Origin of the sequence: Parvularcula sp. IMCC14364 (assembly GCF_030758415.1) — a bacterium.
Lineage (GTDB): Bacteria > Pseudomonadota > Alphaproteobacteria > Caulobacterales > Parvularculaceae > Aquisalinus.
The window spans coordinates 31,065-56,222 of the sequence record NZ_CP132334.1; the positions used below are offsets into that span (position 1 = coordinate 31,065).

At 53.5% G+C, this 25,158-nt stretch carries 22 protein-coding genes and 2 pseudogenes; 15 read left to right on the forward strand and 9 right to left on the reverse strand.

Annotated features, from left to right (window positions below):
* The first annotated feature begins 2 nt into the window (after nucleotides 1–2).
* The 5 genes from RAL90_RS00145 (at nucleotide 3) to RAL90_RS00165 (ending at nucleotide 5,744) form a co-directional block, all read left to right on the forward strand.
* A complete protein-coding gene (locus RAL90_RS00145) occupies nucleotides 3–965 on the forward strand; it encodes an alpha/beta fold hydrolase (protein WP_306252508.1) in 963 nt (320 codons plus the stop codon).
* A 3-nt stretch (nucleotides 966–968) separates the two neighbouring features.
* The gene (locus RAL90_RS00150; RefSeq protein ID WP_306252509.1) at nucleotides 969–2,288 is read left to right on the forward strand and encodes an MFS transporter; all 1,320 of its coding nucleotides are present in this window, start codon (nucleotides 969–971) and stop codon (nucleotides 2,286–2,288) included.
* A 76-nt stretch (nucleotides 2,289–2,364) separates the two neighbouring features.
* Nucleotides 2,365–3,033 carry a (d)CMP kinase gene (cmk, locus tag RAL90_RS00155; protein ID WP_306252510.1) on the forward strand — a complete coding sequence of 223 codons (669 nt, stop codon included), beginning with the start codon at nucleotides 2,365–2,367 and terminating at the stop codon, nucleotides 3,031–3,033.
* 210 nt (nucleotides 3,034–3,243) lie between these two features.
* Complete coding sequence (rpsA, locus tag RAL90_RS00160) at nucleotides 3,244–4,938, forward strand: 30S ribosomal protein S1 (RefSeq protein ID WP_306252511.1); 1,695 nt, start codon at nucleotides 3,244–3,246, stop codon at nucleotides 4,936–4,938.
* Between the two features lie 176 nt (nucleotides 4,939–5,114).
* Entirely contained in the window at nucleotides 5,115–5,744 is a 630-nt protein-coding gene (locus RAL90_RS00165; protein ID WP_306252512.1) for a pentapeptide repeat-containing protein, read from the forward strand.
* A 24-nt stretch (nucleotides 5,745–5,768) separates the two neighbouring features.
* On the opposite strand, the gene RAL90_RS00170 is transcribed toward RAL90_RS00165, so the two are convergent.
* Nucleotides 5,769–6,947, reverse strand: a complete 1,179-nt coding sequence (locus RAL90_RS00170) for a hydroxymethylglutaryl-CoA reductase (RefSeq protein ID WP_306252513.1) — start codon at nucleotides 6,945–6,947, stop codon at nucleotides 5,769–5,771.
* Between the two features lie 124 nt (nucleotides 6,948–7,071).
* Here RAL90_RS00170 and RAL90_RS00175 point away from each other — a divergent pair, with 124 nt between their 5' ends.
* The 7 genes from RAL90_RS00175 to RAL90_RS00205 all read left to right on the forward strand — a co-directional run bounded on the left by RAL90_RS00175 (nucleotide 7,072) and on the right by RAL90_RS00205 (nucleotide 12,011).
* Nucleotides 7,072–7,395, forward strand: coding sequence for an autorepressor SdpR family transcription factor (locus RAL90_RS00175; RefSeq protein ID WP_306252514.1), 324 nt, complete (start codon nucleotides 7,072–7,074; stop codon nucleotides 7,393–7,395).
* Nucleotides 7,388–8,056: an SdpI family protein gene (locus RAL90_RS00180; RefSeq protein WP_306252515.1), complete on the forward strand. Its 669-nt coding sequence runs from the start codon at nucleotides 7,388–7,390 to the stop codon at nucleotides 8,054–8,056. Before RAL90_RS00175 ends, RAL90_RS00180 begins: the two co-directional genes overlap by 8 nt.
* A 98-nt stretch (nucleotides 8,057–8,154) precedes the next feature.
* A complete protein-coding gene (locus RAL90_RS00185; RefSeq protein ID WP_306252516.1) occupies nucleotides 8,155–8,382 on the forward strand; it encodes a hypothetical protein in 228 nt (75 codons plus the stop codon).
* Nucleotides 8,383–9,906 carry an AMP nucleosidase gene (locus tag RAL90_RS00190; RefSeq protein ID WP_306252517.1) on the forward strand — a complete coding sequence of 508 codons (1,524 nt, stop codon included), beginning with the start codon at nucleotides 8,383–8,385 and terminating at the stop codon, nucleotides 9,904–9,906.
* An 18-nt stretch (nucleotides 9,907–9,924) separates the two neighbouring features.
* Complete coding sequence (locus RAL90_RS00195) at nucleotides 9,925–10,569, forward strand: 2-hydroxychromene-2-carboxylate isomerase (RefSeq protein WP_306252518.1); 645 nt, start codon at nucleotides 9,925–9,927, stop codon at nucleotides 10,567–10,569.
* 13 nt (nucleotides 10,570–10,582) lie between these two features.
* Entirely contained in the window at nucleotides 10,583–10,891 is a 309-nt protein-coding gene (locus RAL90_RS00200) for a hypothetical protein (protein ID WP_306252519.1), read from the forward strand.
* A 1-nt stretch (nucleotide 10,892) separates the two neighbouring features.
* Entirely contained in the window at nucleotides 10,893–12,011 is a 1,119-nt protein-coding gene (locus tag RAL90_RS00205) for a serine hydrolase domain-containing protein (protein WP_306252520.1), read from the forward strand.
* Here RAL90_RS00205 and RAL90_RS00210 read toward each other — a convergent pair.
* The gene (locus tag RAL90_RS00210) at nucleotides 12,008–12,976 is read right to left on the reverse strand and encodes an alpha/beta fold hydrolase (protein ID WP_306252521.1); all 969 of its coding nucleotides are present in this window, start codon (nucleotides 12,974–12,976) and stop codon (nucleotides 12,008–12,010) included. The two genes, RAL90_RS00205 and RAL90_RS00210, sit on opposite strands and share 4 nt — an antisense overlap.
* A 98-nt stretch (nucleotides 12,977–13,074) precedes the next feature.
* Here RAL90_RS00210 and recQ point away from each other — a divergent pair, with 98 nt between their 5' ends.
* Nucleotides 13,075–14,907 (forward strand): DNA helicase RecQ, encoded by a 1,833-nt coding sequence (gene recQ / locus RAL90_RS00215; protein WP_306252522.1) that lies wholly within the window; start codon nucleotides 13,075–13,077, stop codon nucleotides 14,905–14,907.
* On the opposite strand, the gene RAL90_RS00220 is transcribed toward recQ, so the two are convergent.
* The gene (locus tag RAL90_RS00220; RefSeq protein WP_306252523.1) at nucleotides 14,904–15,179 is read right to left on the reverse strand and encodes a hypothetical protein; all 276 of its coding nucleotides are present in this window, start codon (nucleotides 15,177–15,179) and stop codon (nucleotides 14,904–14,906) included. The two genes, recQ and RAL90_RS00220, sit on opposite strands and share 4 nt — an antisense overlap.
* 96 nt (nucleotides 15,180–15,275) lie before the next feature.
* Between RAL90_RS00220 and RAL90_RS00225 the strand changes: the two genes are divergently transcribed.
* Complete coding sequence (locus tag RAL90_RS00225) at nucleotides 15,276–16,850, forward strand: cation:proton antiporter (protein WP_306252524.1); 1,575 nt, start codon at nucleotides 15,276–15,278, stop codon at nucleotides 16,848–16,850.
* A 140-nt stretch (nucleotides 16,851–16,990) separates the two neighbouring features.
* Nucleotides 16,991–17,197, forward strand: a pseudogene (locus tag RAL90_RS16215) (PaaI family thioesterase); the annotation flags it as partial.
* Here the strand turns inward: RAL90_RS16215 and rarD are convergent.
* The 6 genes and pseudogenes from rarD to RAL90_RS00265 form a co-directional block, all read right to left on the reverse strand.
* Nucleotides 17,171–18,214, reverse strand: a complete 1,044-nt coding sequence (rarD, locus tag RAL90_RS00235; protein WP_306252526.1) for an EamA family transporter RarD — start codon at nucleotides 18,212–18,214, stop codon at nucleotides 17,171–17,173. The pseudogene RAL90_RS16215 and the gene rarD sit on opposite strands and share 27 nt — an antisense overlap.
* 75 nt (nucleotides 18,215–18,289) lie before the next feature.
* Complete coding sequence (locus tag RAL90_RS00240) at nucleotides 18,290–19,318, reverse strand: aspartate-semialdehyde dehydrogenase (protein WP_306252527.1); 1,029 nt, start codon at nucleotides 19,316–19,318, stop codon at nucleotides 18,290–18,292.
* A gap of 138 nt (nucleotides 19,319–19,456) precedes the next feature.
* A complete protein-coding gene (locus RAL90_RS00245) occupies nucleotides 19,457–20,686 on the reverse strand; it encodes an alpha/beta fold hydrolase (RefSeq protein WP_306252528.1) in 1,230 nt (409 codons plus the stop codon).
* Nucleotides 20,687–20,790: 104 nt separating this feature from the next.
* Nucleotides 20,791–22,287 (reverse strand): NAD(P)/FAD-dependent oxidoreductase, encoded by a 1,497-nt coding sequence (locus tag RAL90_RS00250; protein ID WP_306252529.1) that lies wholly within the window; start codon nucleotides 22,285–22,287, stop codon nucleotides 20,791–20,793.
* Between the two features lie 226 nt (nucleotides 22,288–22,513).
* Nucleotides 22,514–23,262, reverse strand: a pseudogene (locus RAL90_RS16220) (IS5 family transposase).
* A 220-nt stretch (nucleotides 23,263–23,482) separates the two neighbouring features.
* The gene (locus RAL90_RS00265; RefSeq protein WP_306252531.1) at nucleotides 23,483–25,075 is read right to left on the reverse strand and encodes an alpha-amylase family glycosyl hydrolase; all 1,593 of its coding nucleotides are present in this window, start codon (nucleotides 25,073–25,075) and stop codon (nucleotides 23,483–23,485) included.
* Between the last annotated feature and the right edge of the window lie 83 nt (nucleotides 25,076–25,158).

The following is a 25,158-nucleotide window of genomic DNA, read 5'->3' on the forward strand; positions in this document are numbered from 1 at the left end:
CCATGATAAAAAAACTACTCATCTTCCTGTTTGTTGTGGTGATCCTTATTATTTTCGCCGGTGGCTTCATGATCTGGTTCCAGACCAAAGGTGAGCCAGCCAACCAGCTTGAGCAAACATACATGACGCCTGCTGACAGGTTTGTTGAAGTTGCCGGTGTGCGTGTGCGGGTGCGCGAAGAGGGACCTGTTGATGCGCAACCTCTGGTGCTTATTCACGGTTTCACTTTCAGCCTTGAGACATGGGATGCCTGGGCTGAAGAGTTGAAAAGTGATTATCGTGTTATCCGCTATGATTTACTCGGTCATGGCCTGACCGGACCTGACCCACAATCGCGCTATGCCCCTCAGGAACGTGCTGTTTTTCTGGGCCAGTTGCTGGAAGCACTGGAACTCGAGCAGCCTGTTATTGCCGGTAACTCCCTGGGGGGTCTTGCGGCCTGGCGCTTTGCTGCGACGGCGCCGGAAAGCCTTGCGGCCCTTATCCTCGTCTCGCCGGGTGCATATCCGCAAAATGGCGTGACAGAAGAGCCCGCGGAAGTGCCGGATGCCATGAAGGCGTATCTGCTTCTGGCCCCGCCAGAAGGTGTGAAGATGAGTGCAGATTTGATCTACGCGGATGGTAACAAGATTACCCCAGAACGGCTGACTGTTTTGCGTGATATGATGCGCCGTGAGGGCAACGGTCCTGCCATGATTGAATCCGTTGAAGAGTTTGTGTTGCCGGATCCTGAACCGTTATTGTCGAAGATTACGGTGCCGACACTGATATTATGGGGGGAAGAGGATTTACTCATTCCCCCTGCTGATGGAGTGCGGATGCAGAAAACGATAGCTGATGCACGGCTGATAACATATCCCGGTGTGGGCCATTCCGCACAGGAAGAGGCACCGGCGCAGACGGTCGCAGATGTCAGACTTTTTCTGGAAGGCGCCCTTGCGCGTCCCGTAACCGGAGATCAATAAGAGATGACAACACCGGCTGTCTCGTCCGCTTATCGCGCCTATGTCCTGTTCATACTGGTTGTTGTTTATACCTTTAATTTTATCGACAGGCAGATTGTTGGCATTCTGGCTATTCCGATCAAGGAAGATCTGGGCTTGTCTGACACACAGCTCAGCCTCATGGGTGGGTTGGCATTCGCGCTTTTCTACACATTTTTGGGTATTCCGATCGCGGCCCTTGCTGACCGCAAGAGCCGCACCTGGATTATGACGATTGCTCTTTCGGTGTGGAGCGCAATGACGGCTTTGTGCGGTCTGGCACAGAATTTTCTTCAGCTCTTTCTGGCAAGGCTTGGGGTTGGGGTCGGGGAAGCAGGCGGCGTCGCACCAGCCTATTCTCTCATCTCTGACTATTTCCCGCCCAACCAGCGCGCCAGGGCTTTGAGCGTTTATTCCTTTGGCATTCCGATAGGCTCAGCACTTGGCATCATATTGGGAGGTATACTGACTGATATAATCGGCTGGCGGTCTGCTTTTGTCATTGTTGGCCTTTTAGGCCTGTTGATCGCGCCAATCTTCCGGCTGACCATGCGCGAACCCAAGCGTGGTCAATATGACCCCCCTTCAGCCAATGTTGAACCCGCGCCATTCAAGCAGGTTGTGAATACGTTGCTGCAAAAACGCAGCTTCTGGCTTTTATCGATCGGTGCAGCCTCTTCTTCAATGATGGGATACGGATTAATCTTCTGGTTGCCATCCTTCTTTGTGCGCAGTTTCGGTGAAGCCCTGCCGGAGTTCATGAGTTTCATTCCGTCATTTCTGCTGCCGGCAGAGCCAACACAGCTTTCCTATGCTGCCTATTTCTATGGCACGATCCTGTTTGTTGGTGGCTTGATCGGGATCTGGGCTGGCGGTTTTCTGGCTGATAAATTCGGCCAGCGCAGCAAGGCTGCATACGCTCTTATCCCGGCCTGGGCATTTGTCGCGACGATACCCTTTTTCCTGATTGGGGTGCTGGCGGATACACTTCTTTATGTTTTCCTGTCGTTCATTGTTATTCAGGCGCTTGTCCTGGCCTGGCTAGGGCCTGTGCTGTCGGCTTTTCAGCACCTTGTGCCGCCAAATATGCGGGCAACCGCCTCGGCGATTTTCCTTTTCATCAACAATCTCATCGGGATTGGCCTTGGGAACCTGGCCATAGGGGCAATATCTGATGCGCTGTCTGCCAGCATGGGGGATGAGTCCCTGCGCTATGCAATCCTGTGCGGCGTTGTGTTCTATGTTCTTGCCGCTCTGTTCCTGTTCATGACAGCGTCCCGCCTTGAGCAGGACTGGGAGAAGTGAATCAGGCCAGTCAATCGACTTCATCATAGCGGCGAGGCTTGCATCAGTTGGCACAGACCGCCTAAAAGCCGCCCTCATGAAAACTGAAAATATTGTCATTGCAGTGGATGGGCCTGCAGCTTCCGGCAAGGGAACGCTATCCCGCCGGGTCGCCAGTTTTTACGGACTGGCCTATCTTGATACCGGCTCTCTCTATCGGGGTGTCGGGTGGATCATGCTCTCCAGAGGGCTGTCCCCGCGTGACGTTGAGGATGCAGAGGCGGCGGCACAGGCATTTACTCTCGACCAGCTTGATGGCGCTGATATTCGCACGCCTGACGTGGGGCGCGCTGCCTCGGTTGTCGCAGCCATGCCGGAAGTGCGTGATGCATTGCTTGCATTCCAGCGGGACTTTGCTGCTCATCCGCCGTCTGGGCTAAACGGAACCGTGCTGGATGGCCGGGATATCGGCACCGTGGTTTGCCCTGATGCAACAGTGAAACTCTTCATTGATGCCGCTGTTGACGTTCGTGCAAGGCGTCGCTGGGCCGAGCTGACACAACGTGACAGTTCAATTTCATTTGAGCAGGTGCTGGAAGATATCAAGCGCCGCGACCAGCGCGATTCAAGCCGAGAGGCCGCGCCCATGAAAGCCGCACAGGATGCGCACTTGATTGATACTTCTGAGTTGGATATAGACGCCGCATTCACGGTAGTGCGCCGTGCGATTGACAAAACTCTGATGAAGAGTGCGATGGAGGGTTAGCCACAGCTTATAACTGAGCTTTATGGACAGTCTGACATCGTTTTATGTGTGTGTGACTGTCAATCTCGTGCTGTGCTGCCATCATTATTGTAACACCAGCTTGTCGCCTGATCTGCCTTGCGCTGTGCAAGGATATGGAAAGGGAAGACCGCCGGATGCTTGATATGAGCTAACCGGTTGGCAGGAAAGCTATTTGACTGGAGAAGACGTTTGTCTGAAACACTTACCCCTTCCGTGGATGATTTCGCGGAGATGTTCGAGGCCTCAGTTGTAGGCCAGGAAACTTTCGAAAATTCTGTTGTCACCGGCACGGTAACCGCCATTGAAAAAGACATGGCGATTATTGATGTGGGCCTTAAAATGGAAGGCCGCGTACCGTTGCGCGAGTTTGCCACACCCGGCCAGGATGTCAGCCTGCAGGTCGGCGATGAAGTAGAAGTCTTCGTCGAGCGCATTGAAACTGCCTCTGGCGAAGCCGGCATCAGCCGCGAAAAAGCCCGTCGTGAAGAAGCATGGGCGAAACTGGAAAAAGCACAGGAAGCTGAAGAGCGCGTCGAAGGCGTAATCTTTAACCGGGTCAAGGGTGGCTTCACCGTTGATCTTGGTGGTGCCGTTGCCTTTCTGCCAGGTTCACAGGTTGATATTCGCCCTGTACGCGATGCCAGCCCGCTGATGAATATCACGCAGCCATTCCGCATCCTGAAAATGGATAAGCGTCGCGGCAATATTGTTGTCTCTCGCCGTGCCATCCTTGAAGAGGATCGGGCGGAACATCGTGAAGAAGTCGTCAAGGAACTTAACGAGGGCGATGAGCGCGATGGTGTGGTCAAGAACATCACCGACTATGGTGCGTTTGTTGAACTTGCGCCTGGCGTTGATGGTTTGTTGCACGTCACAGATATGAGCTGGTCGCGGATCAATCACCCGTCAGAGATGATTGGCGTGAATGATTCTATCCGGGTAAAGATTATCAAGATCAATCCGGAAAGTCACCGTATCTCGCTGGGTATGAAGCAGTTGAGGCCTGATCCATGGGAAGGCGTGGCTGCAAAATATCCACTGGGCGCCAAGTTCAATGGTAAAGTCTCAAATATCACTGATTACGGTGCTTTTGTTGAGCTTGAAGATGGTATCGAAGGCCTTGTCCATGTCTCGGAAATGTCATGGGTGAAAAAGAATGTGCACCCAAGCAAGATTGTGACACCGGGTCAGGAACTCGAAGTCATGGTGCTGGAAGTAGACGAAGGCAAGCGCCGCGTCTCTCTCGGTCTCAAGCAGTGTCTTGATAATCCGTGGGAGAACTTTGCAGAGCGTCATCCGCTTGGTTCTGTCATTGAAGGCGAGATCAAGAACATCACAGAGTTTGGTCTTTTTGTTGGTCTTGAAGAAGACATGGACGGCATGGTCCACCTGTCTGATCTTGACTGGGATCGTTCCGGTGAAGATGCAATCAAGGACTATGAAAAGGGCCAGGTTGTCCAGGCCAAGGTCATTGATGTTGATCCTGACAAAGAGCGTATTGCGCTTGGCATCAAGCAGCTTGATTCTGACCCAATGGAAATGATTGATGGTCTGTCACGCGGCAACAATGTTACCTGTGAAGTTACTGCCATTGAAAATGGTGGTATTGAGGTGCGCGTTGGCGGTGCGAATGGGCCAAAATCCTTCATCCGCAAATCCGAACTCAGTCGTGATCGCAATGAGCAGCGTCCAGAGCGTTTTGCCGTTGGCGACAAGATTGACGCGAAAATTACGGCGGTAGACAACAAGTCCCGTCGCATTTCCCTGTCTATCAAGGCGCGAGAAATTGCTGAGGAGAACGAAGCGGTCCAGCAGTACGGTTCTGCTGACAGTGGGGCGTCTCTCGGTGACATTCTTGGCGCAGCCCTGAAAGACAACGACTGATTGTTTTTATCAGATCAGTATTATTATGAATTGCAAAGGCCGCCTTCAGGGCGGCCTTTGTTTTGGTGAAGGTCTGCCATGCGCTTGATGCCTTAACCAATCGCAAAAGGCGTGTTGTTGTAAAAGTGCAGAATCTGTTAATCTGTTAACCTGTCAATTAATCAGGCGGCTTGCAAATGCGTATCGTGAAAAAAACCTATGACTGGGCCGGGCGTGTGCTCGATGATGCGAACTTTGCACAAACAGAGTTTCACGAAGAAGTCTATTTCAACGGCAGCATGTTCCGTCAGGGCGCTGATTTTAAGGGTGCGGTATTCCACCAGAAAGTCTGGTTTGAAGCCTGCCAGTTTTCCAGACTGGCAGATTTCACTGGCGCGGTCTTTTATGACACGGTGGAATTCAGGGATGCATCTTTCGATGATGTCTCACTGAGAGGGGCAACTTTTTACAAGGATGCCTGGTTCCGTGGCAGCAAGTTCAATGCTTCTGCTGATCTTGAGAAAGCCCTTTTTCATGGCGAAGCGGGATTCGGTCAGTCCGTTTTTGGCGGGAAAGCCAATTTCCCTCTTTGCCTGTTTGAGGGCAATGCAGGTTTCGATAATGCGAAATTTGTGGATGAAGCCAATTTTGATAATGCTGTCTTTATTGGCAAGGCGTGGTTTGATGAAACCATTTTTAATTTGCCGGCGTCTTTCAACAGAGCGCGTTTTGAAAACGGGGCAACATTCGAGGGGGCCTCTTTCCCCGAGGGCACATCACCGGTTGCCGCCCAACTTTCTGATCTCGCTGCCCGTTTGACGGGATAAGGAATATAGCGTTCGCTGCGAGCCTCAGGGCCGGTTGCGTCCATATTTGTCATGGCTTTCGACCCAGTCACCGGCAACCACGGCAGCTGCCAGTGATATTTCGCCTGCCAGCACAGTTGCAGCGCAGATTTCTGCGAACCTCTCCACTTTCCCCTTGCCGTAGCAGTCCATCATCTCGAGGCATTCCCGTTGCGTAGCCAGGCCTGTGCCGCCGCCATAAGTGGCGACGATCAGCGAGGGCAGGGTGATTGACCAGTAATAGTCGTTGTTTTCCTTCAGCTGGACAAAAGTGATGCCGGCATGGGATTCGGCAATGTTGGCGGCATCCTGACCTGTAGCAATAAATATCGCAGCCAGACCATTGGCTGCGTGCATGCCGTTATTGGTGGTGCCCGCCAGCATCCCGCCTGTGTGGGAAACGAGTCGCGCATTGAAAAGGGCCCGGTTATCGGCACGCATGATCCGTGTCATGATTTCATTCTGGATCGTTACTTCCGCGACCACGCGTGCGCCGCGCGAATGCAGCGTGTTAAGTTGTGAATGTTTCTTGTCTGTATCGATGGCTCCCGATAGGGTGAAGCGACACTTTTCGGGGTAATTTGCTGCAATCCAGTTACAAGCGGCAAAAGTTGCTTTCCCGGCCATGTTCTGACCTGCGGCATCCCCTGTTGTATAATTGAAGCGCAGATACCGCATGGGCCCAACGCCATATTGTTCGACGTGATGCAGTTTGCCGACCGATGTGGTTTCTTCAGCCGCTGCCTTTATTTTATCAATATGCTGATCGAACCAGTCGCCAAATTCCCGCGCTTGCCTGGCATCATCGAAATGGAACACAGGCGCACGTTGCATGTAGCGCTCGATAATAGTGGTTTTCACCCCTCCGCATTCAGCCAGAAGGCGCATCCCTCGATTGTAGCTTGCAACCAGCGTGCCCTCTGTTGTCGCCATGGGCACGTAGAAAGTGCCCTTGGCGTGTTCCCCGTTCACCAGCAGGGGCCCGGCCAGGCCGATTGGCACTTGCGCGATGCCCACAGCGTTTTCGATATTGCCTTCGAGCATTGCCGGGTCAAAAGAGGCCGCTTTTACATGGTCTAGTGTTGTGCTGGTTTCACGCGCGACAAAATCCTGCCGTTCGGCGATTATGCCAGCAGAATAATCATCTCCTTTCAGTCGGGGGATGGTTTTGCGCGTGTCGGACATGGTTTTTTCCTCAATTTTATCTGGAAGTGTATGGTGTCCCCCTTTCAGCGCCAAACGACAATATCAGTCCATAAATGCTTGATGGTCCTTGAATATAATTAGGTTATTCCCTAAATAACAAATCATGGACAATACATACAGAGCACTCAGCCACCCGGTCCGCCGCAAGATTCTGCGGCTCTTGCGGCAGCGAGCCCATACTGCAGGGGAGTTGGCGGATAATTTCGAGATCGCCAAGCCAACCCTGTCCGGGCATCTGAATGTGTTGAAACAGGCTGACCTTGTCACGTCAGACAGAAAGGGCACGACCCTGACCTATAGCCTCAATATGTCTGTCGCGGAAGAATTGATTGAAAATCTGCTGGCCTTGCTTGGCGTTGAAAGTGCGCCTGAGGTTCAGGCCGGCTTCTCAGGGGAATTGGAAGAGAAGGAGGAAAAAGATGGCTAAAAGCGGTTTGTTTTGGAGTTTGCCCTTCCTGATAATCATGATTGGCATGTCGGTTTATGGCTGGATGGAAATACCAGACGGTACAATGGTGGCGCGCCACTCGGATATCAACGGTAACCCTGACGGGTATTCCAGTAAAATGGTGATATTGCTTGGACAGCCTCTGCTGGCACTTTTCCTGATGGGGACGTTCGCCGTTATCCCGCAGATTTTTCCGCGCAAGGAGAATCTGGAAAAAAGCCGCACATTCTATCTTGTTGCCTGGATTGGCGCCATGGCGATACTGGCTGGCGCGCATGGTATGATTGTCTGGGGTGGTGCAACCGGTCAGGAACCAAACCCGGCGATGATTATTGCGCTTGTCGGTGCCTTCTTCGTTCTGATTGGCAACTACATGGCCAAAAGCAAGTCCAACTGGGTGGCTGGTCTGCGCAATCCATGGACCCTGAGTAGTGAACATGCCTGGACGGTGGCTAATCGCATGTGTGGATATATGTTTGTCCTCACAGGTGTCGCGGTTGTTGTCTGCGCCTTCACGATGGGGGTGATATGGTCAACATCAGCGTTACTTGTTGGCTCGTTCTCCGCCATTATTGCCTCGACGGTGGCGTCATATTTTGCCTGGCGCAATGATCCTGAGGCTGGTGCCAGCAGTAGCTGAAGCTTTCGTCCTGCGAAGATGCAGGGCGCTTGCCAGCGGGGCAAAAAAAGCGCTAGTCATGTCTGAAAATATACAGCCTTTTTCAGGAGAGACAGCCCATGTCCAACGACCCAGAACGCATTACCATCCTTGCCAGTGAATTCACGGCAGCTGCCCTCGAGTTTCATCGCGGTAAAATGGCAGAGCGCGGTTACCGCATGGAAGGCACGATTACACCGCGCCATTTCCAGATGATCGAAGGCCACGAATCGCCAAAGGATATTTTTGACGGTCAACCTTTGTTCGCTGTGACATTCGTCAAGCGCGAGGCAAGCCAGGAGAGCTGATTGCCCGATAAGCTCTCCATACCGTCTAGCCGTGAAGACTGGCAGGTCGTCACATCAGTTGATGAATGTCTCGACATTCTGTGTGCTGTTTATGATCGCAGCACGCAAGCCCTTCGCGACGCTTTCAATACCTATATTGAAACGTCATCGCCGCCGAACCCGGAAGATGTCTCCTACGGCCTTTTTGCATATCCCAAAATTCGCCTGACATATATGCCGGAGGCCGCTGCCCCGGCTTTTTCCCGAGCCTTCGGCAAATTTGATACGCCCGGCGTATTTGAAACTGATATTGCACGCCCCGCCCTGTTCCGGGACTATCTTGCAGAGCAACTCGATATCCTGTTCGAGACCTATGATTTCAGGATGGAAGTTGGCTTATCGGATGCAGATATTCCCTATCCCTATGCGCTGGAGTCAGGCAGCGGTGTTGATGTGGACCAGTTCCCGCCTTCTGATCTGGCCCGTGTCTTCCCGATACCGGACCTGTCGCAAATAGATGACAAAGTGCCAAATGGTGACCGCGAACCGGTACTGACCATGTCCAGCGAGGGGGCGGCCGTTGATGCAGGCCCCAAACCACTGTCTCTTTTTTCAGCGCTGCGCACGGATTATTCACTTCAACGGCTGAAGCATTATACAGGCACGGACCCTGAGGCTTTTCAGCAGTTCATTCTGTTTACGAATTACCAACGGTATATTGATGAATTCGTAGATATTGCGATTGAAAAACTGCAAGATGACAGCGCTTATTCCCGCCTCGTTGCGCCAGGTAATATCGAAATTACCAAAGACAGCAAGAACGCCAAGGAAAAGGTGGCAGAAGGCCCATGGCGCAAGCATCAGATGCCGGCCTACCATCTTGTTGCCGATCATGGCATGGGTGTGACGCTGGTGAATATCGGTGTCGGTCCGTCTAATGCCAAAACCATCACAGATCACCTTGCTGTTCTGCGCCCGCAATGCTGGATCATGATCGGCCATTGTGGTGGCCTGCGCCATTCGCAACGACTGGGTGATTATGTGCTGGCGCATGCATATCTGCGTCATGATGGTGTCCTTGATAATGACCTGCCCCCTGAGGTGCCGATCCCGCCCATTGCAGAGGTTCAGTTGGCCCTGTCTGCGGCAGCTTCCAAAATTACGGGAGATACGGGCAGCAGGTTGAAAGCGAGGCTGAGGACAGGCACCGTCGTCACCGATGACGATCGTAACTGGGAGCTGCGTTTCTCTGAGGAAGCGCATCGCTTCAATCAGTCGCGTGCTATTGCCGTTGATATGGAAAGCGCGACTCTCGCGGCCAATGGCTATCGCTTCCGCGTTCCCTATGGCACGCTTTTATGCGTATCCGACAAGCCTTTGCATGGTGAAATCAAGCTGCCGGGCGCAGCGAACAGATTTTATGAGAAGTCTATTTCCGAGCATATGAAAATCGGTATCCAGACGATGGAAGACTTGCGCAAGGATGGGGCCGACGCGCTGCATTCACGCAAACTGCGCAGCTTCAACGAACCGCCCTTCCGTTAAACCGAGATAAGGTGATCCATGCAGCAGAATGTTGATGTTTACTGGTCATTCAGAAGTCCGTACTCCTATCTTGCCGTGCCGCAGCTGCGGCAGCTGAAAGATGATCTGGGTGTGGCAGTAACGATCCGTCCGGTATATCCGTTGGCTGTACGTGATGTATCTTTCTTTACTAATCGTCGCCCGCAAACTTTGCCCTACATGATGCTGGATATGGTGCGTGAAGCTGCGCGCCTTAACGCGCCATTTCGCTGGCCCATGCCGGACCCGATTGTGCAGGATACTGACACCCTTGATGTTGCTAAAGAGCAGCCGCGCATCGATCGTCTTATGCGCTTGGGTGCGATTGCACAGAATGAAAAAGGGGCGGCGGCATTCAGTTTCTTCGAAGAAGTTTCAGCCATCATCTGGAACGGTCAGACAGATAACTGGCATGAAGGCGATCATCTGGCAGAGGCTGCCGCCCGCGCCGGGTTTGATCTTGCGGCGATGGAAAAAACAGCGGCTGAAGAAGATGCCATGCTGCAGAAGCTGATTGAGGAAAATGAAGCCGAGCAGCAGAAATATCACTGGGGGGTGCCATTGATGGTGCTGAATGGCGAGGGCTTTTTCGGTCAGGACAGGATGCCAGCCTTGAGGTGGCGCCTCGAGACCCTAAAGAATTAAAGGAGACGATAGTATGCGTATCATGGGTTTACTGACAGCTTTTCTGCTACTCGCCGCATGTGCGAGCGTGGCAGAATACAGGATAGAAGACAGCCTGCGCGATATTGGCATTGCCCCCAACCGCGCTGATTGTATGGCTGAGCAGTTGCGAGATCGTCTTGACAGTGATCAGTTGAATGAGTTGGCAGATTTCCTCTCCAGCCTGACCCGTGCGGACTCGACTGGTGAGGGCGTGGATGTTCTGCTGGACATTGAAAATCCGGGCATAGTTGGCGCGGTACTCAAGTCAGGTATCTCCTGCGGCTTCTCCCCCAGTCGCTGAAATGACAATTCAAGGCGCGCATGATCCCCGCTTCGAGGCGGTCCGTACAGCTTTTGCTGCCAATCTTGATAGTGGCGATGACCTTGGCGCAGCGTGTGCTGTGTGCCTTGGGGGTGAACTGGTTGTCGATCTTTTCGGTGGGTATCAGGACCGCAAGAAAGAAGTGCCGTGGGCGCGGGAGACAATCGTTGGTATCTATTCTTCCGGCAAAGCTGTCATCAGCTTACTGATCGCCAGAGCGGTGAATGACGGTCTTTTATCCTATGATGCCCCGGTTGCCGACTACTGGCCAGACTTTGCGGTGGCGGGTAAGGGCGAGATCACGCTGGCGCAACTGATGTCCCATCAGGCAGGTCTGAGTGGGTTTCCGGATGAAATGGACCCGGCCACATGGCTGGACTGGGGAGCGATTTGTGAAAAGCTCGCCGCCATGCCACCCATGTGGCAGCCGGGCAATGCCCATGGCTACCACCCGCAGACTTTCGGCTACCTTGCTGGTGAAGTGTTGCGACGTGTCACGGGCAGGACGGTTGGTGAGCTGATTACTTTGCACCTGGCAGAGCCGTTCGATCTGGATATCTATTGTGGCCTTGATGAAGGGCAAATGGCGCGGGCCAGCCATATGAGCAAGCCCACCAAACTGGCTGATATGGGTGAGATCAATGAACCCACAAAGGCGGCTTTCCTGACCAAATGGGCAGCCCCTGCCGGGGTCAGCCGTGAAGACTGGTCACGGGCGGAGATCCCCGCATCCAACATTCATGCAGATGCAAGGGGATTGGCCAGGGCGATGTCAATCATTGCGACAGATGGCAGAATTGATGGGCAGGAATTTGCCGCATCATCAGTGATTGACCTTCTGTCCAGAGAACAAATAAGAGGGCAGGATCTTGTCCTGCCGTATGAGATTTCCTGGGCCTGCGGCCTGATGCGCAACAGCAACAAAGTATATGGGCCAGTCGAGGCAACGCTTGGCCATTCTGGCTTTGGCGGCTCCTGCGTTTTCGCAGATCGTGAGAACGGGCTCAGCTTTGCGTATGTGATGAACAAAATGTCTCATCATCTTATGGGCGACCCGCGCCCGGCACGCCTTATCGACGCTGTGTACAAATCACTCTAGGCTGGAAAGCGTTGCTGGAGCCAGGTGGTCATTACACGGTTGATCTCTGCCGGTTTCTCCCACATGGCCCAGTGACCACAGTCACGCAGCAGGTGCATGGTAAGATCGGGGCATAACGCCGGCATCTGGTCCGCAGACTCTGGTGGCAGCATGATATCCAGTTCTGCCGGGAACATCAGCACAGGTTGATGAACGGTCAGGTCCACGCCCTCAGTCAATCGCCAGTTATGATCCACATTGCGATAGATATGCGTCGGGGTGCGGTGACCTGAAGCCGCATAAGTTTCGGCAAAGTGTTTCAGGACATCCGGGCTGATGATCAGTTGACTGTCCTCGAAGCCCTTGAACTCTTCAAACCGTCCTATCTGGTCATATAGCGCTGGAAAGAGTTTGGGCCAGACACTGCGCGGCGGCGACCCACGGAACATGAAGCGGAACATTCTTTCCTCATGACCGCCGAAGACCCGGTCCGGCGCGTCCAGATCCTGAAATGTGACGATGTAGTGGTCCGGGCTGAATTTTGTTCGGTAGATTTCGATCGGGGGGGCAGGCGCGCGTTTGCGGTGCGGCGTGCAAATACCGATCACGCCCTCAATCAGTGCGGGGTAAGTATAAGCCATCGGCCAGACCATGGCACCGCCCCAGTCATGGCCGCAGAGCAGGATTCTGTCATATCCGAGCGCTTCGATGAGCCGGGCGAAATCCGCGGTCAATATATCCATGCCGTAAAGGCGTGCGTCATCCGGTTTTGCAGATTGGCCAAAGCCTTTCTGGTCGATGGCAATGGCGCGATAACCTGCTTCAGCCAGGGCAGGCATGATCTGGCTCCAGGAGAAAGCCAGCTCCGGCCAGCCATGCAATAGCAGGACAGGCCGTCCGTCTTTCGGGCCAGTTTCATAGGTGGCAAAAGTCACGTCGCCAGCCTGGACCATGCGTGGGGCGGGAAAATCAGTCATCGTCTTCATGTGCCACCAGCTGTGGAAAACGTAAAGCACAGGCCGCAGCGCTTCAGATTGTTGCGGCGTGCAACGCACGTCATAGTCGCTCCACAAATATGACCGTGATGCAGCCAGATACCACCACCCGTTCCGATCTCGTGCAGGACAAGCACGAGGTGCTGTCCCATGTTTTTGGCTTTGACCAGTTCAAACCGGGGCAGGAGCCAGTCATTGATACGCTGCTCAGCGGCGAGGATGTGCTCGCCGTTATGCCCACAGGCGCGGGAAAATCCCTGTGCTTTCAGTTGCCAGCCCTAATGCGCGGCGGCTTGACGGTTGTGGTCTCGCCGCTGATTGCCCTGATGGAGAACCAGGTAGCGTTGCTGGAGTCTTTTGGCGTGCGTGCCGGGATGATCCATTCAGGTCGGCCGCGTGCGGATAATGTGGCGGATTGGCGCGCTGTTGCTGCCGGTGAGGTCAACCTCGTTTACATGTCGCCGGAGCGCATGGTGACCCCGCGCATGATAGAGGCTTTGCAGGCATTGCCCTTGTCAATGATCGTCATTGATGAAGCGCACTGCATCAGCCAGTGGGGGCATGATTTCCGCAAGGAATATATCCGCCTTGCTGAATTGAAATCACTGTTTCCGTCAGCACAGGTTGCAGCTTTTACAGCCACGGCAGATGATGCCACACGGCAGGACATGGTTTCGCGTATTTTTCACGGGGCCGCAAAGGTCTTTGTGCAGGGTTTTGACCGACCCAACATTGCCATCAAGGTGGAAGAAAAGAAGCAGGCCGAGAAACGCCTTGCGACGCTGGTGCGCGCACGCACAGGACAGCAGGGGATTGTCTATTGTCTTTCCCGCAAGGGAACAGAAGCTGCCGCTGATATGTTGGCCCGGGAGGGGCATAATGCTATCGCCTATCATGCCGGCATGGCGGATGAGGAGCGCACTGTCCGCCTCAATCGTTTCCTCACAGAGGATGATTTGGTGGTTTGTGCGACGATTGCCTTCGGGATGGGAATCGACAAGCCGGATATCCGCTATGTCATCCACATGAACCTGCCAGCTTCCCTCGAAACCTATTATCAGGAAATTGGCCGGGCGGGGCGAGACGGTAATCCGGCAGAGGCAATCCTGTTCTATGGCTATAATGATTTACGCCTGCGCCGTACCATGATTGATGAGTCTGGTGCGCCGGAGGACGTGAAGCGCGTGGAGCGCCGCCGCCTAGACACACTCGCCACCTATTGCGAAGCCGTGACATGTCGTCGCAACATGCTGCTTTCGTATTTTGGTGAATTGCAGGATGTACCCTGCGGTAATTGTGACATCTGCGACGTGCCGCCGTTGATGGCAGATGGCACTGCTGCTGCCCGAGCGGCGCTGGAAGCCATTATTGCGACGGGCGAAGTTTACGGTCAGAGCCATATTATCAATATTCTGCGTGGCAGCCAGTCGGAGAAAGTCTGCACAGCAGGCCATGATAAACTCTCCTCACACGGACAGGGCCGACAATATACTGACAAGCAATGGCGACGGATGTTTCGCCAGATGCTGGCACAGAACATTCTTGCTCCGGCAGGCGAATTCGGCTCGCTGGTGCTCACTGCACGCGGGCAGCAGGTACTGGCAGGCGCAGCTGCAGTTTCTTTCCGGCAGGATGCCCTGGGGCAGGACAAGAAGGAAAAGTCACCTGCAAAGAAACTCGCAGAAGGCCAGGTGGATGCGAAACTGCTTACCCTTTTGAAACAGAAGCGGCTTGACCTTGCGCGCGAAAAACAATGTCCGGCCTATGTTATTTTTTCCGATCGCACCCTGATCGATATGGCCGATAAGAAGCCATCAGATATTGAAGCGTTCAGTCAGTTGTTCGGCGTTGGCGACAAGAAGATAGAGGCCTATGCGGAGACGTTCCTGAGCGTTATCACTGAACATCAGGCTGGAACTTAACCTGTCACTGGTGCGGGAAAACGCCCCGCGCACTGGATCTGCCAAAAGCAAAAAGGACGCAGTGTTGCCCGGCCAGTTTCATTTTCTGGCCAGTGTTTGAAGTCAGTTGTCGCCAGCTCATTCCAGGGCCGGAGCGAATATGCATACCATAATGTCAAAGAGCCGCTGCCAGTGAAAAAAACATAGAACAAAAAGAGAAATAAGTCAATATAATTCTGGAGCCATTTCTCATATTGATCGAGGTCAAAAATATCGTGATCATTCAACGCCAAACAATCCATGCAAGATTTTTGTAACTGGACGCGATTGCTGTGGCGCGAATTACGATAGAGTATTTTTTGCAGTAACCCGGAAGGGGCGGCGAGATCGTGGCGCTCAGTACCGGAAACCAGCCGGGGATGTTGATGGATTTTGAGTGGGTGGCGATAGCTTTCGGAGACGTGGCCTGGATTTCTGTCGCCTTTGCGCTCGGCCTATTGTCGCGGATGGCTGGTTTGCCAACGCTGTTGGGCTATCTGGCTGCTGGTTTTGTTCTGAACGGGTTCGGGTTTACCAGCGGTGAAGTGCTGGAGAAGCTTTCTGACCTTGGCATCACGCTGCTGCTTTTCACCGTCGGGCTTAAACTGAATTTGAGGACGCTGGCCAAGCCACAGGTCTGGGCCGTGACGGGCTTGCATACCTCGGTTGTCGTCATTCTGTTTGGCTTTGCTTTCTATGCGCTGGCGCTGCTTGGGGCGCCTTTTGTGTCCGGGCTTGATCTGTCCAGCGCGCTTCTGGTCGCCTTTGCCCTCAGTTTCTCCAGCACTGTATTTGTCGTGAAATCGCTGGAAGAGCGCGGCGACATGGCCTCACTCCATGGCCGCATTGCGATCGGTGTCCTGATTATGCAGGATATTGCGGCGGTAGCGTTTCTGGCTTTTTCTACCGGCCAGGCCCCTTCTCCCTGGGTATTTTCGGTCCTGTTACTCATTCCCCTCAGGCCTTTCCTGCACCTGCTTCTTGAAAAAGTCGGTCACGGAGAATTACTTGTTCTGTTTGGTTTTATCCTGGCTCTGGGTGGAGCAGAGTTTTTCGAATCTCTGGAATTGAAAGGTGATCTCGGGGCACTTGTGCTTGGTGTGCTGGTCGCAAGCCATGCCAAGGCAGATGAACTGGCCAAGACCATGCTCGGCTTCAAGGATGTGTTCCTGCTTGGCTTTTTTCTTTCCATTGGTCTTTCAGGAACGCCTACTGCGGAAACGCTGTTGATCGGCACTTTGCTGACGCCTTTGATCTTCCTGAAGTCAGCGCTGTTCTTTGTCCTGATGACCCGTTTCAAACTGCGCGCCAGAACCTCCCTGCTGGCGTCGCTCAATCTCACAAATTTCAGTGAGTTTGGTTTGATTGTTGCGGCAGTGGGCGTTGCCAATGGCTGGATTTCGGCTGACTGGCTCATCATTATCGCGATTTCCCTGTCGCTTTCATTCATTGTGGCGGCAGCGTTGAATACTAATGCCCATAGTCTTTATGCGCATCGCCGCCCCTTCTGGAAGCGGTTACAGAGAAATGATCTGATAACAGATGACCAGTCTCTTGATACAAAAGGGGCCAGAGTTGCCGTGATCGGCGTGGATATTGACCCTGCCACGGTGATGAACCACCGGTCTGCCGGACAGAATGTCCTTCATGGGGACCCAAGTGATGCTGACTTCTGGGACCGGATACAGGCAACCAGTTCGCTGGAACTCATCATGCTGGCTCTACCTAAATTGCAGACCAACCTTGCCGTGCTCGAACAAATCAAGTTTGCAGCATATCAGGGCCGGGTTGCGGCGACGGCCAAGTTTCAGGATGAGGTGGAGGCGCTGGAACAGGCTGGGGCGCACACTGTTTTCAATGTCTATGCCGAGGCCGGGTCCGGTTTTGCCGGGCATGTGGTGGAGGAAAATGCATCAGGTACATAGCGCGTGCAGTGCTGCGGGTTTTTGCATTCCCTGCCATCACACTTTAAGCCGGGGGCATGACAGATCAGACACAAGAAGATATTCCTGCCGGGTGGACGCCGTTTGAAGTGAAATCCCATTACTCCCAGTCCATAGCGCCGATGTTTGTGCGACGCGACCCACCGGGACTTGGTTTTCTGGCCAATCCGAGCCATAGCAATCTGAACGGCGTGGTGCATGGCGGCGCACTGGCAACACTGGCGGATATCAGCATGTTTGTACTGGCGACCGGTGGCAATACCGCGATGAATGGCGCCACATTATCGCTCAATATGAATTACCTACGGCCGGGGCGGCTTGGGCAATTCATCCATGCCGAGGGGCGGATCGTCCGTGAGGGCTCCAGTATCATCTTTGTTGAAGGGTCCCTGCTTGGGGGAGGTGAGGAACTCATCAGGTTCAACGGTGTTATCAAACGTTTCCGCGCGCGGGACGCTTGAGCGCGGGTGTCCCTTCTGCCAGGCATCCAGTGAGTAGACTGCCACCGCAATCCAGATTGAGCCAAAACAAAATGCGTGTGCTGTCGTGAAATCTTCACCATAATAAAGGCCTACACAGAATTGCAGGGTCGGGCCAATATATTGCAGAAAACCGATTGTCGACAGTTTCAGGCGTCGGGCGCCAATCGCAAAACAGAGCAATGGTAATACTGTGAAAGGACCGGCCAGCAGCAAAAGCAGCGGCAGTCTCATGCCCCCTTCGAAAAAGGCTGAGCTGCCAGCATTGATGAGCCATGCCCAATAGACAAGGGCGAATGGCAGCAAGAGCAAAGTCTCGATGAACAGGCCCGGCATGGCCCCAACACCAACCGTTTTGCGGATATAGCCATATAGGGTGAAGCTGATGCCCAGGAAGATTGAAACCCACGGGAAGACACCACCGTAAACGGTCAGTATAGAGACACCTATTGTTGCAAGGCCAACGGCGATCATTTGCAGACGGCTCAGTTTTTCACCTGTGACCAGCACGCCAACGAGTACAAAGATCAACGGGTTGATATAATAGCCGAGGCTTGCCTGAAATATCTTTTCCGTCTGCACAGCCCAGATATAGACGCCCCAGTTGGTCGCGATGGCAATGGCTGCGAGGAAAAGGGCGCGCAATTTTCGCGTATCCGGAAAAATCTTGCGCACCTCCGCCCACTGATGGCGAAATGTAAGGATAAGTGCCCCCACAGGAACCGCCCAGATGATGCGTTGTGCCAGCATTTCTGTTGCGGTGACGCCGTCCGCGACCTTGAAATAGATCGGGAAGAAGCCCCACATTGTGTAGGCCGCCATGGCAGAGAACACGCCGGTGCGAATGTTGCGTTCTTCTTCGCTCATCCGTGTCGTCCCAAGCTCTTCCGGATCAGATCAAGGCAGAGTCTGTTCGAGCACGGTTTGTTGTCAGCGCCCACCTCAGGCGTCACGCTGGGGTAACAGACCGCGATTCAGCAACAATTCTGCAATCTGTACGGCATTAAGAGCCGCGCCTTTGCGCAGATTGTCTGACACAACCCATAGGGCAAGGCCGTTCTCGACGGTCGGATCTTCCCTGACACGGCTGACAAAAGTGGCAAAATCTCCGACACACTCAACAGGTGTGACATATTGCTCTTCCTCCGGATTATCGATAACCAGCAGGCCGGGTGATTCTCGCAGGATGGCACGGGCTTCTTCAGCGCTCAGTTCTTCTTCCAACTCGATATTGACCGCTTCGGAGTGCCCGACAAAAACGGGCACGCGCACGCAGGTTGCCGTCAACTTTATGGAACGGTCGAGCATCTTCTTGGTTTCTGAAACCATTTTCCACTCTTCCTTGGTGGATCCATCTTCCATAAAGTCATCAATATGCGGAATAACATTAAATGCAATCTGCCGCGTGAATTGCTCTGGTGTCGGCTCATCGCCGACATAAATACCCTTGGTCTGGTTCCACAATTCGTCCATGGCATCCTTGCCTGCCCCTGAAGCAGACTGATAGGTGGACACAACAACCCGTTTGATCCGGGCCCTGTCATGCAGCGGCTTCAGGGCGACGACAAGTTGTGCGGTGGAGCAGTTCGGGTTGGCAATAATGTTCTTCTTTGCAAAACCGGCCACGGCATCCGGGTTTACCTCCGGCACCACCAGCGGCACATCCGGGTCCATCCGGAAGTGTGAGGAGTTGTCGATTACAATGGCGCCAGCCTTTGCCGCCTTTGGCCCCCACTCTTTTGAAACGGCGCTACCGGCAGAGAACAGAGCGATATCGACGCGGGAAAAATCAAACGTTGCAAGGTCCAGACATTTCAGGTCCTTGTCACCAAATGACACCTCGCGCCCGATGCTGGCGCGTGAAGCGAGGGCAAATACTTCATTTACCGGGAACAGACGCTCCGCCAGAATGCTCAGCATTTCCTGTCCGACAACGCCTGTCGCGCCTACGATTGCGATATTATATGCCATGACATTTCCCTTCAGTCGTTCAAGAGGAAATCGCCTTGCGCCCGACAGCAGCGCGAGTCAAGCCACGGATTCTGCAGGTAGAGTGAGCGCGGCTAATGCCTCATCGTCCGACCCGGTAATCTGCCTTCTATGGCGTGCTTATTGGGCCGGGCAGGCGTTTTCAACTCTCTCGCCGTTCATCACGGATCGGGCAAAGTTCATTGCATCCGGCGTGGACAGGAGAAGGCCCTGATCATGGTTGGCACCTTCATAGACGTGCGGCGCGATAATTGCGCCTGCTTTGCATGTGTCTTCGACGAAGGCTTGCTGCATGTCGAATGGCGTGATTTTATCATCCGTACCCGTTCCTGTAAAAATAGGGGTGTCCAAATTGGGTGCCGGATATCTCATACGGCCAAAGGCTTTTATGAGCGCAAATTCTGTCCGTTGTTTAAACGTCTTTCGGGATGTAAGGCCTGCGTCCTGTGTCTTGCCGATAAAATCAAAAACACATGTTTTACCAATCTCGTCAACGATTGGCTTTGCTTCATCGCTGACCACACGATCCAGGCTGAACGCTGGGTCAAGCATTTCTGTCAGGGTAAGCATGTATAGAGAGAGGGTGAGTGAGGCATTAACGGCGTCAGGATCGGAATTTTTGACAAGGTCAAATATCACTTTCCACGAGAAATAGGGGATGCCGGTTGCCATGATTCCGCGCAGATCAATGTCACTGGCATATTGCTTTGCAAGGCCTGCGGTTGCGATGGCGGCGGACGCGCCCTGTGACTGACCGGCGATGACAACTTCTTTACTCACCGCAAAACTTGCCTGGACCGCACGTATCAGGTCGAGATTATTATAGGCCATTGTCCGGGCGTCCATATATGGATGCGTGCCTGGTGTGCCGAGCCCCTGATAATCGGAGGCAGCAATGGCATAGCCAGCTTCCAGCCATGGGTTCAGATAAGTACGATCCCGGTCGCTGCGCCCCGCATCAGATGGCGCACAGACGTCACCGATCCCAACCGTGCCATGAGACCAGACCAATAATGGCCACCCATCTGCGGGCGGCGTGCCTTCTGGCAGGTAGAGCGCGCCTGAGACGGCGTTGATCACTTCACCACCCAGGCCTTCTGTGGAGGTGTAAAGAACAGAAATGTTATCCGCAGCGCTCCCCAGATGTGAAGCGTCATTCAGACGCTCGTGGCGAACAAGGACGCCCGGCCTGTCAGGTAAATCTGTGGGCGGAACATAAAAATCAGAGAGGACAACATCCCCGCGCGGCGCTGCCGGGGGGTGATCACCACGCTTTGACATCAGGGTAAAAACTGTGATGCCGCCGACAATAAGGATAGTGCCGATTATGATAGGCCTGAATATCTTCATACAGGCAGTTGGGCATTATGCCGTTGGTGCGTCAACATTTTTCTGTGCGGTCCCTTTGAGGACCTGGCCTAGAGCTGTGACCGGGCAATCACCCACAGAATGGTTTACTCAGCCGCGATGGCGTTGATCGCGTCGTTTGCGCTGGTGCCTTCAGAGAACTCCAGGACGCCATCTTCAATCTTGCCGAAGCGTAGGGCAAGAATATCCAGTGCGTAATTCTGGTTCAGGCGCCAGGGTTTGGCAGAGCCCTGTTTGGGCATCTTGTGTTCAGCGCGTTTGAAATAACCGGAACTGAAGTCAACGACTGGTTCGGGGATGATGGTTGGATCTGTCAGACGCGGCGTAAAGACTTTAGCGCCTGTTTTGTCCATGTGATTCAGGATGCGGCATATGAACTCCGAGGTGAGGTCGGCTTTCAATGTCCATGAAGCGTTCGTATAGCCAAATGTCGCGCTCATGTTGGGCACATCAGAATACATCATGCCCTTATAGGTCATGGCGTCACCGGAATTGACCTGCCTGCCATCAACATAGACTTGCGCCCCGCCAAAATTATGCAAGTCAAGGCCTGTCGCCGTCACAATAATATCCGCGGGCAGTGTATTACCGGATTTCAGCAGTATGCCATCTGCGGTGAAGCGGTCAATATGATCGGTCACGACAGAGGCGGAATCACTACTGATTGCCTTGAACAGGTCACTGTCCGGTACCAGACAGAGGCGCTGGTCCCAGGGGTCATATGCCGGCGTAAAATGACGTTCAATGTCGTATCCTTCCGGCAGTTCATCTTTCAGAAGGTCGAGAACAAATGTACGCGCCTTTTGTGGGTTCTTGCGCGCAGACCGGAACATATACATCTGCAACAGGACGTTCCGCCAGCGGATCAGTGTGTACACCCAGCTGGCAGGAAATACCTTCATCAGGCCTTGCGCGATCTTGTCTTCTGCTGGCCGTGAAACAACATAGGAGGGGGAGCGTTGCAACATGGTGACATGCTGTGCCGCACTCGCCATGGACGGGACAAGCGTGACTGCGGTGGCGCCCGAGCCAATAACGACGACACGCTTGCCTGAATAATCAAGATTTTCTGGCCAGAACTGGGGGTGCACGACCTCACCGGAGAAATCCTCACAACCGGGAAAATCCGGCGTGTACCCTGCTTTGTAATTGTAATATCCAGCACATACGCAGACGAACGAACAGGTTATCTCTTCTGTCTCACCATTTTCAAGATTCCGAAATGTCACCAGCCAGTGGGCCTGCGCAGAAGACCAGTGGGCCGTCAACACCTCCCGGTTAAAGCGGATATGTTGACGAATATCGTTTTCGTCTGCTGTTTCGTTCAGGTAGGTGAGAATTGCCTCGCCGCTGGCGATCGCTTTATTGTGGGTCCAGGGTTTGAAGCGATAGCCAAGTGTGTACATGTCGCTGTCTGAACGGATGCCGGGATAGCGGAACAGGTCCCAGGTGCCGCCGATCTGGGCACGTTGCTCAAGGATCGCAAAGGATTTTCCGGGGCAATGTTTCTGCAGGTGCCAGGCAGCACTCAGACCGGAAATTCCAGCACCAACAATCAGTACATCCACATGTTGCCTTGCCATAAGCGTGTCCTTCTGCTGAGGCGCATACCGGACTATACAGCATGGATGTTGTCACTGTAAACATTATAGGTCTGTTATTGGTGCTGATATAGGCTGAGCAAATTCTATCAGCCTTCATAGCCGACCCGTAGGGCGTTTCTTCCACTCAGGTAAAATCTGGATAGGCGGTATAGTCAATGAAGTCCGAGAACTCCGCTCAAACTCCTGTAAAGGCTAGGGTGTGGACTCAATTGATCCAGCATTTTGCTGCGAAGAGATATATCATGTTGATGAAGTTCCTTCGAGATTTCTCGAACCGTGTAGCCAGCCGTCTCATGTCTTTCATTTTGTAGAAGAACCGCTCGACAATATTACGCATGGCGTAAAGGCTGGTGTCATGCGGGACCGGATTGCGCGCATTGGACTTGGCGGGAATAACCGCCAACGCACCTTCATCGGCGATATCGCGCCTGATCTTCGCACTGCCATAGGCTTTGTCCAGGACCATCGCCAGAGGCGGCATCTCCCAGTCGAGGAAGACATTCATCACCTGGCTGTCATGAACATGGCCGCCAGTGACCTCAATGCGCAATGGCCTGCCATTTTCATCTACGGCCACGTGAACTTTGCTTGTGCGACCGCCCCGTGAGCGTCCAATATCTTCCGCCAGTTCCCCCTTTTTGAGCCACTCGCTGCGCGGTGAGCTTTGACAATCGAGGCGTCTATGAAGATCAGACTGTCCTCACATTCTTCAGCGAGCGCATCGAATATGCCCTTCCAGACGCCGCGCTCGCCCCACCTGTTATACCGATTGTAAGCAGTCGTGTACGGTCCATATCGTTCCGGCAAGTCCCGCCATGGCGCGCCTGTGCGCAAAATGTAAAAGATGCCGTTCAGGATCGTACGATCATCTTTGCGCTTCGGGCCGCGGCTAACCTTTGGCAACAACGGTTCAATCACCGCCCATTCTTCATCCGACAAATCAAACCGCGCCATTTAAGACTCCCTTTCGGAAATCCCTGAATCACGCTTTGCACAAACAAATCAATCAGTTAAATTGGGTACAGACCCTAGATCAAGGGGCGCTTGAAGCGGGTGCTCCTCCATCTTGGTCGTACCTTGAAAAATAAATCTCTGCTGAACAGCTCTGGCAACGCTTTCAGAGGTTTGCAGGCATCAGACGGATCATCGACTGACTTACGCGATGCTTTCAAGACTAAAGCCAGTAGCCTGTCATGGCAGGGATAGTTTCAGGTAGAACGCTGGTTTTTGCAGATCTGTTGCTAAACTTTATCTCCGTCTGTGTGCATAATGGAAGGTCCAGATTCGCCTGTGTTCTGCCAAGGTTGAAGATGCAAAAAACCTGACCCTCATCAGTGCCGCGGGTGAATGCCAGCACGTCATCCGGCGTATCCAGAAAAACAAGAGAGCCGGTTTTTAGGGCATCAGAGGACTTTCTGAAGGCGATCAAGTCACGTACAAAACTCAAGACTGATTTTTCATCCCTTTGCTGAAGGTCAACTGCAAGTGCGTAATGTCGCATGTCAATCGGCAACCAGGGGTCTACGGTTGAAAAGCCCGCATAGTGATCGTTTTCAGTCCACGGCATGGGAGAGCGTGCACCATCACGCCCGAGTGTTTCGGGCCAGTTCTCTATGGCTTCCGGGTCCTGCAAACGGTCAAAGGGTATTTCCGCTTGTGGTAGCCCGAGTTCCTCCCCCTGATAGAGGAAGACAGTACCGCGTAAGGCGAGTGACAGCATGGCGAAGAGTTTCGCTGTCTCGGCGTCAGCGTTTTCACCGCCCCAGCGTGAATTCACGCGCGGCGCGTCATGATTGGAAAACGCCCAGGCAGGCCAGCCGGAATCTCCCGCATCTGACCAGTCGGCAGAGACATTCCGCACCAGGTCGGCGGACAGGTCATCTGCATAGAGATAGTCAAAGCTGTATCCGGCACTCAGTCTGTTGGACCCTTTTGTATAGTCTTTCATTTCCTGCAAAGGCTCAGGCCCGACAATTTCAGCCACGGTGAAGCGTTCGTTCTGATACTGGTCAAGAAGGCTGCGCAACCGCTCCAGAAACACTGGCAGTTCTGGATGTGACAGGTTGTAGGCGTGCTCCTGGAAGTCAAATGGCCGCGTTGGTTCAGTCTCAAAATGCTGGCGCGGCGGGTTATTGCGTAGGGTCTCGTCATGCATCCCGAAATTAAGGGCATCCAGACGAAAACCGTCCACGCCTCGATCCAGCCAGAAACGCGCAACATTCAGCAGCGCATCCTGAACATCTTCATTATGCAGGTTCAGGTCAGGCTGGCTCGACAGGAAGTTGTGCAAATAATATTGCCGACGGCGGTTATCCCATGTCCATGCCGGGCCACCAAAAACCGACTGCCAGTTGTTTGGCGGTGTACCGTCAGGCTGCGGGTCTGCCCAGACATACCAGTCACTTTTTTCATTATCATGAGACATTTTGCTGGTCATGAACCACTCATGCTGGTCCGATGTATGCGAATAAACCTGATCAATGATAATCTTCAGGCTCAGCGCGTGCGCTTGTGAAACCAGCGCATCAAAATCCTCAAGGGAGCCGAAAAGGGGGTCTACGTCACAATAATTGGCAACATCATACCCGAAATCCCTCATAGGTGAGGGGAAGAAAGGTGACAGCCAGACCGCATCCACGCCAAGGTTTGCGATATAATCCAGTTTCTGGATGATCCCCGGCAAGTCACCTGTCCCGTCTCCACTGGTATCGAGAAAACTGCGCGGATAGATTTGGTAGACTACCGCGCCGCGCCACCATTCTTTCATCTGTTATCTTTCCTTCCCGGTGCCGTGCCGGGTATTGGTCTTTATGGGGCCTTGATGATACAGGCTTGAAACATGAATTTGCA

Excerpts from the sequence above, each read along its gene's own strand:
- RAL90_RS00265 (WP_306252531.1), bottom strand. The coding sequence starts at position 25,075 with ATGAAAGAATGGTGGCGCGGCGCGGTAGTCTACCAAATCTATCCGCGC.
- RAL90_RS00250 (WP_306252529.1), bottom strand. The coding sequence starts at position 22,287 with ATGGCAAGGCAACATGTGGATGTACTGATTGTTGGTGCTGGAATTTCC.
- RAL90_RS00185 (WP_306252516.1), top strand. The coding sequence starts at position 8,155 with ATGTCCAACGACCCAGAACGCATTACCATCCTTGCCAGTGAATTCACG.
- RAL90_RS00175 (WP_306252514.1), top strand. The coding sequence starts at position 7,072 with ATGGACAATACATACAGAGCACTCAGCCACCCGGTCCGCCGCAAGATT.
- RAL90_RS00180 (WP_306252515.1), top strand. The coding sequence starts at position 7,388 with ATGGCTAAAAGCGGTTTGTTTTGGAGTTTGCCCTTCCTGATAATCATG.
- RAL90_RS00245 (WP_306252528.1), bottom strand. The coding sequence starts at position 20,686 with ATGAAGATATTCAGGCCTATCATAATCGGCACTATCCTTATTGTCGGC.
- rarD (WP_306252526.1), bottom strand. The coding sequence starts at position 18,214 with ATGAGCGAAGAAGAACGCAACATTCGCACCGGCGTGTTCTCTGCCATG.
- RAL90_RS00145 (WP_306252508.1), top strand. The coding sequence starts at position 3 with ATGATAAAAAAACTACTCATCTTCCTGTTTGTTGTGGTGATCCTTATT.
- RAL90_RS00205 (WP_306252520.1), top strand. The coding sequence starts at position 10,893 with ATGACAATTCAAGGCGCGCATGATCCCCGCTTCGAGGCGGTCCGTACA.
- RAL90_RS00165 (WP_306252512.1), top strand. The coding sequence starts at position 5,115 with ATGCGTATCGTGAAAAAAACCTATGACTGGGCCGGGCGTGTGCTCGAT.
- RAL90_RS00200 (WP_306252519.1), top strand. The coding sequence starts at position 10,583 with ATGCGTATCATGGGTTTACTGACAGCTTTTCTGCTACTCGCCGCATGT.
- RAL90_RS00150 (WP_306252509.1), top strand. The coding sequence starts at position 969 with ATGACAACACCGGCTGTCTCGTCCGCTTATCGCGCCTATGTCCTGTTC.
- RAL90_RS00240 (WP_306252527.1), bottom strand. The coding sequence starts at position 19,318 with ATGGCATATAATATCGCAATCGTAGGCGCGACAGGCGTTGTCGGACAG.
- RAL90_RS00195 (WP_306252518.1), top strand. The coding sequence starts at position 9,925 with ATGCAGCAGAATGTTGATGTTTACTGGTCATTCAGAAGTCCGTACTCC.
- recQ (WP_306252522.1), top strand. The coding sequence starts at position 13,075 with ATGCAGCCAGATACCACCACCCGTTCCGATCTCGTGCAGGACAAGCAC.
- RAL90_RS00170 (WP_306252513.1), bottom strand. The coding sequence starts at position 6,947 with ATGTCCGACACGCGCAAAACCATCCCCCGACTGAAAGGAGATGATTAT.
- RAL90_RS00210 (WP_306252521.1), bottom strand. The coding sequence starts at position 12,976 with ATGAAGACGATGACTGATTTTCCCGCCCCACGCATGGTCCAGGCTGGC.
- cmk (WP_306252510.1), top strand. The coding sequence starts at position 2,365 with ATGAAAACTGAAAATATTGTCATTGCAGTGGATGGGCCTGCAGCTTCC.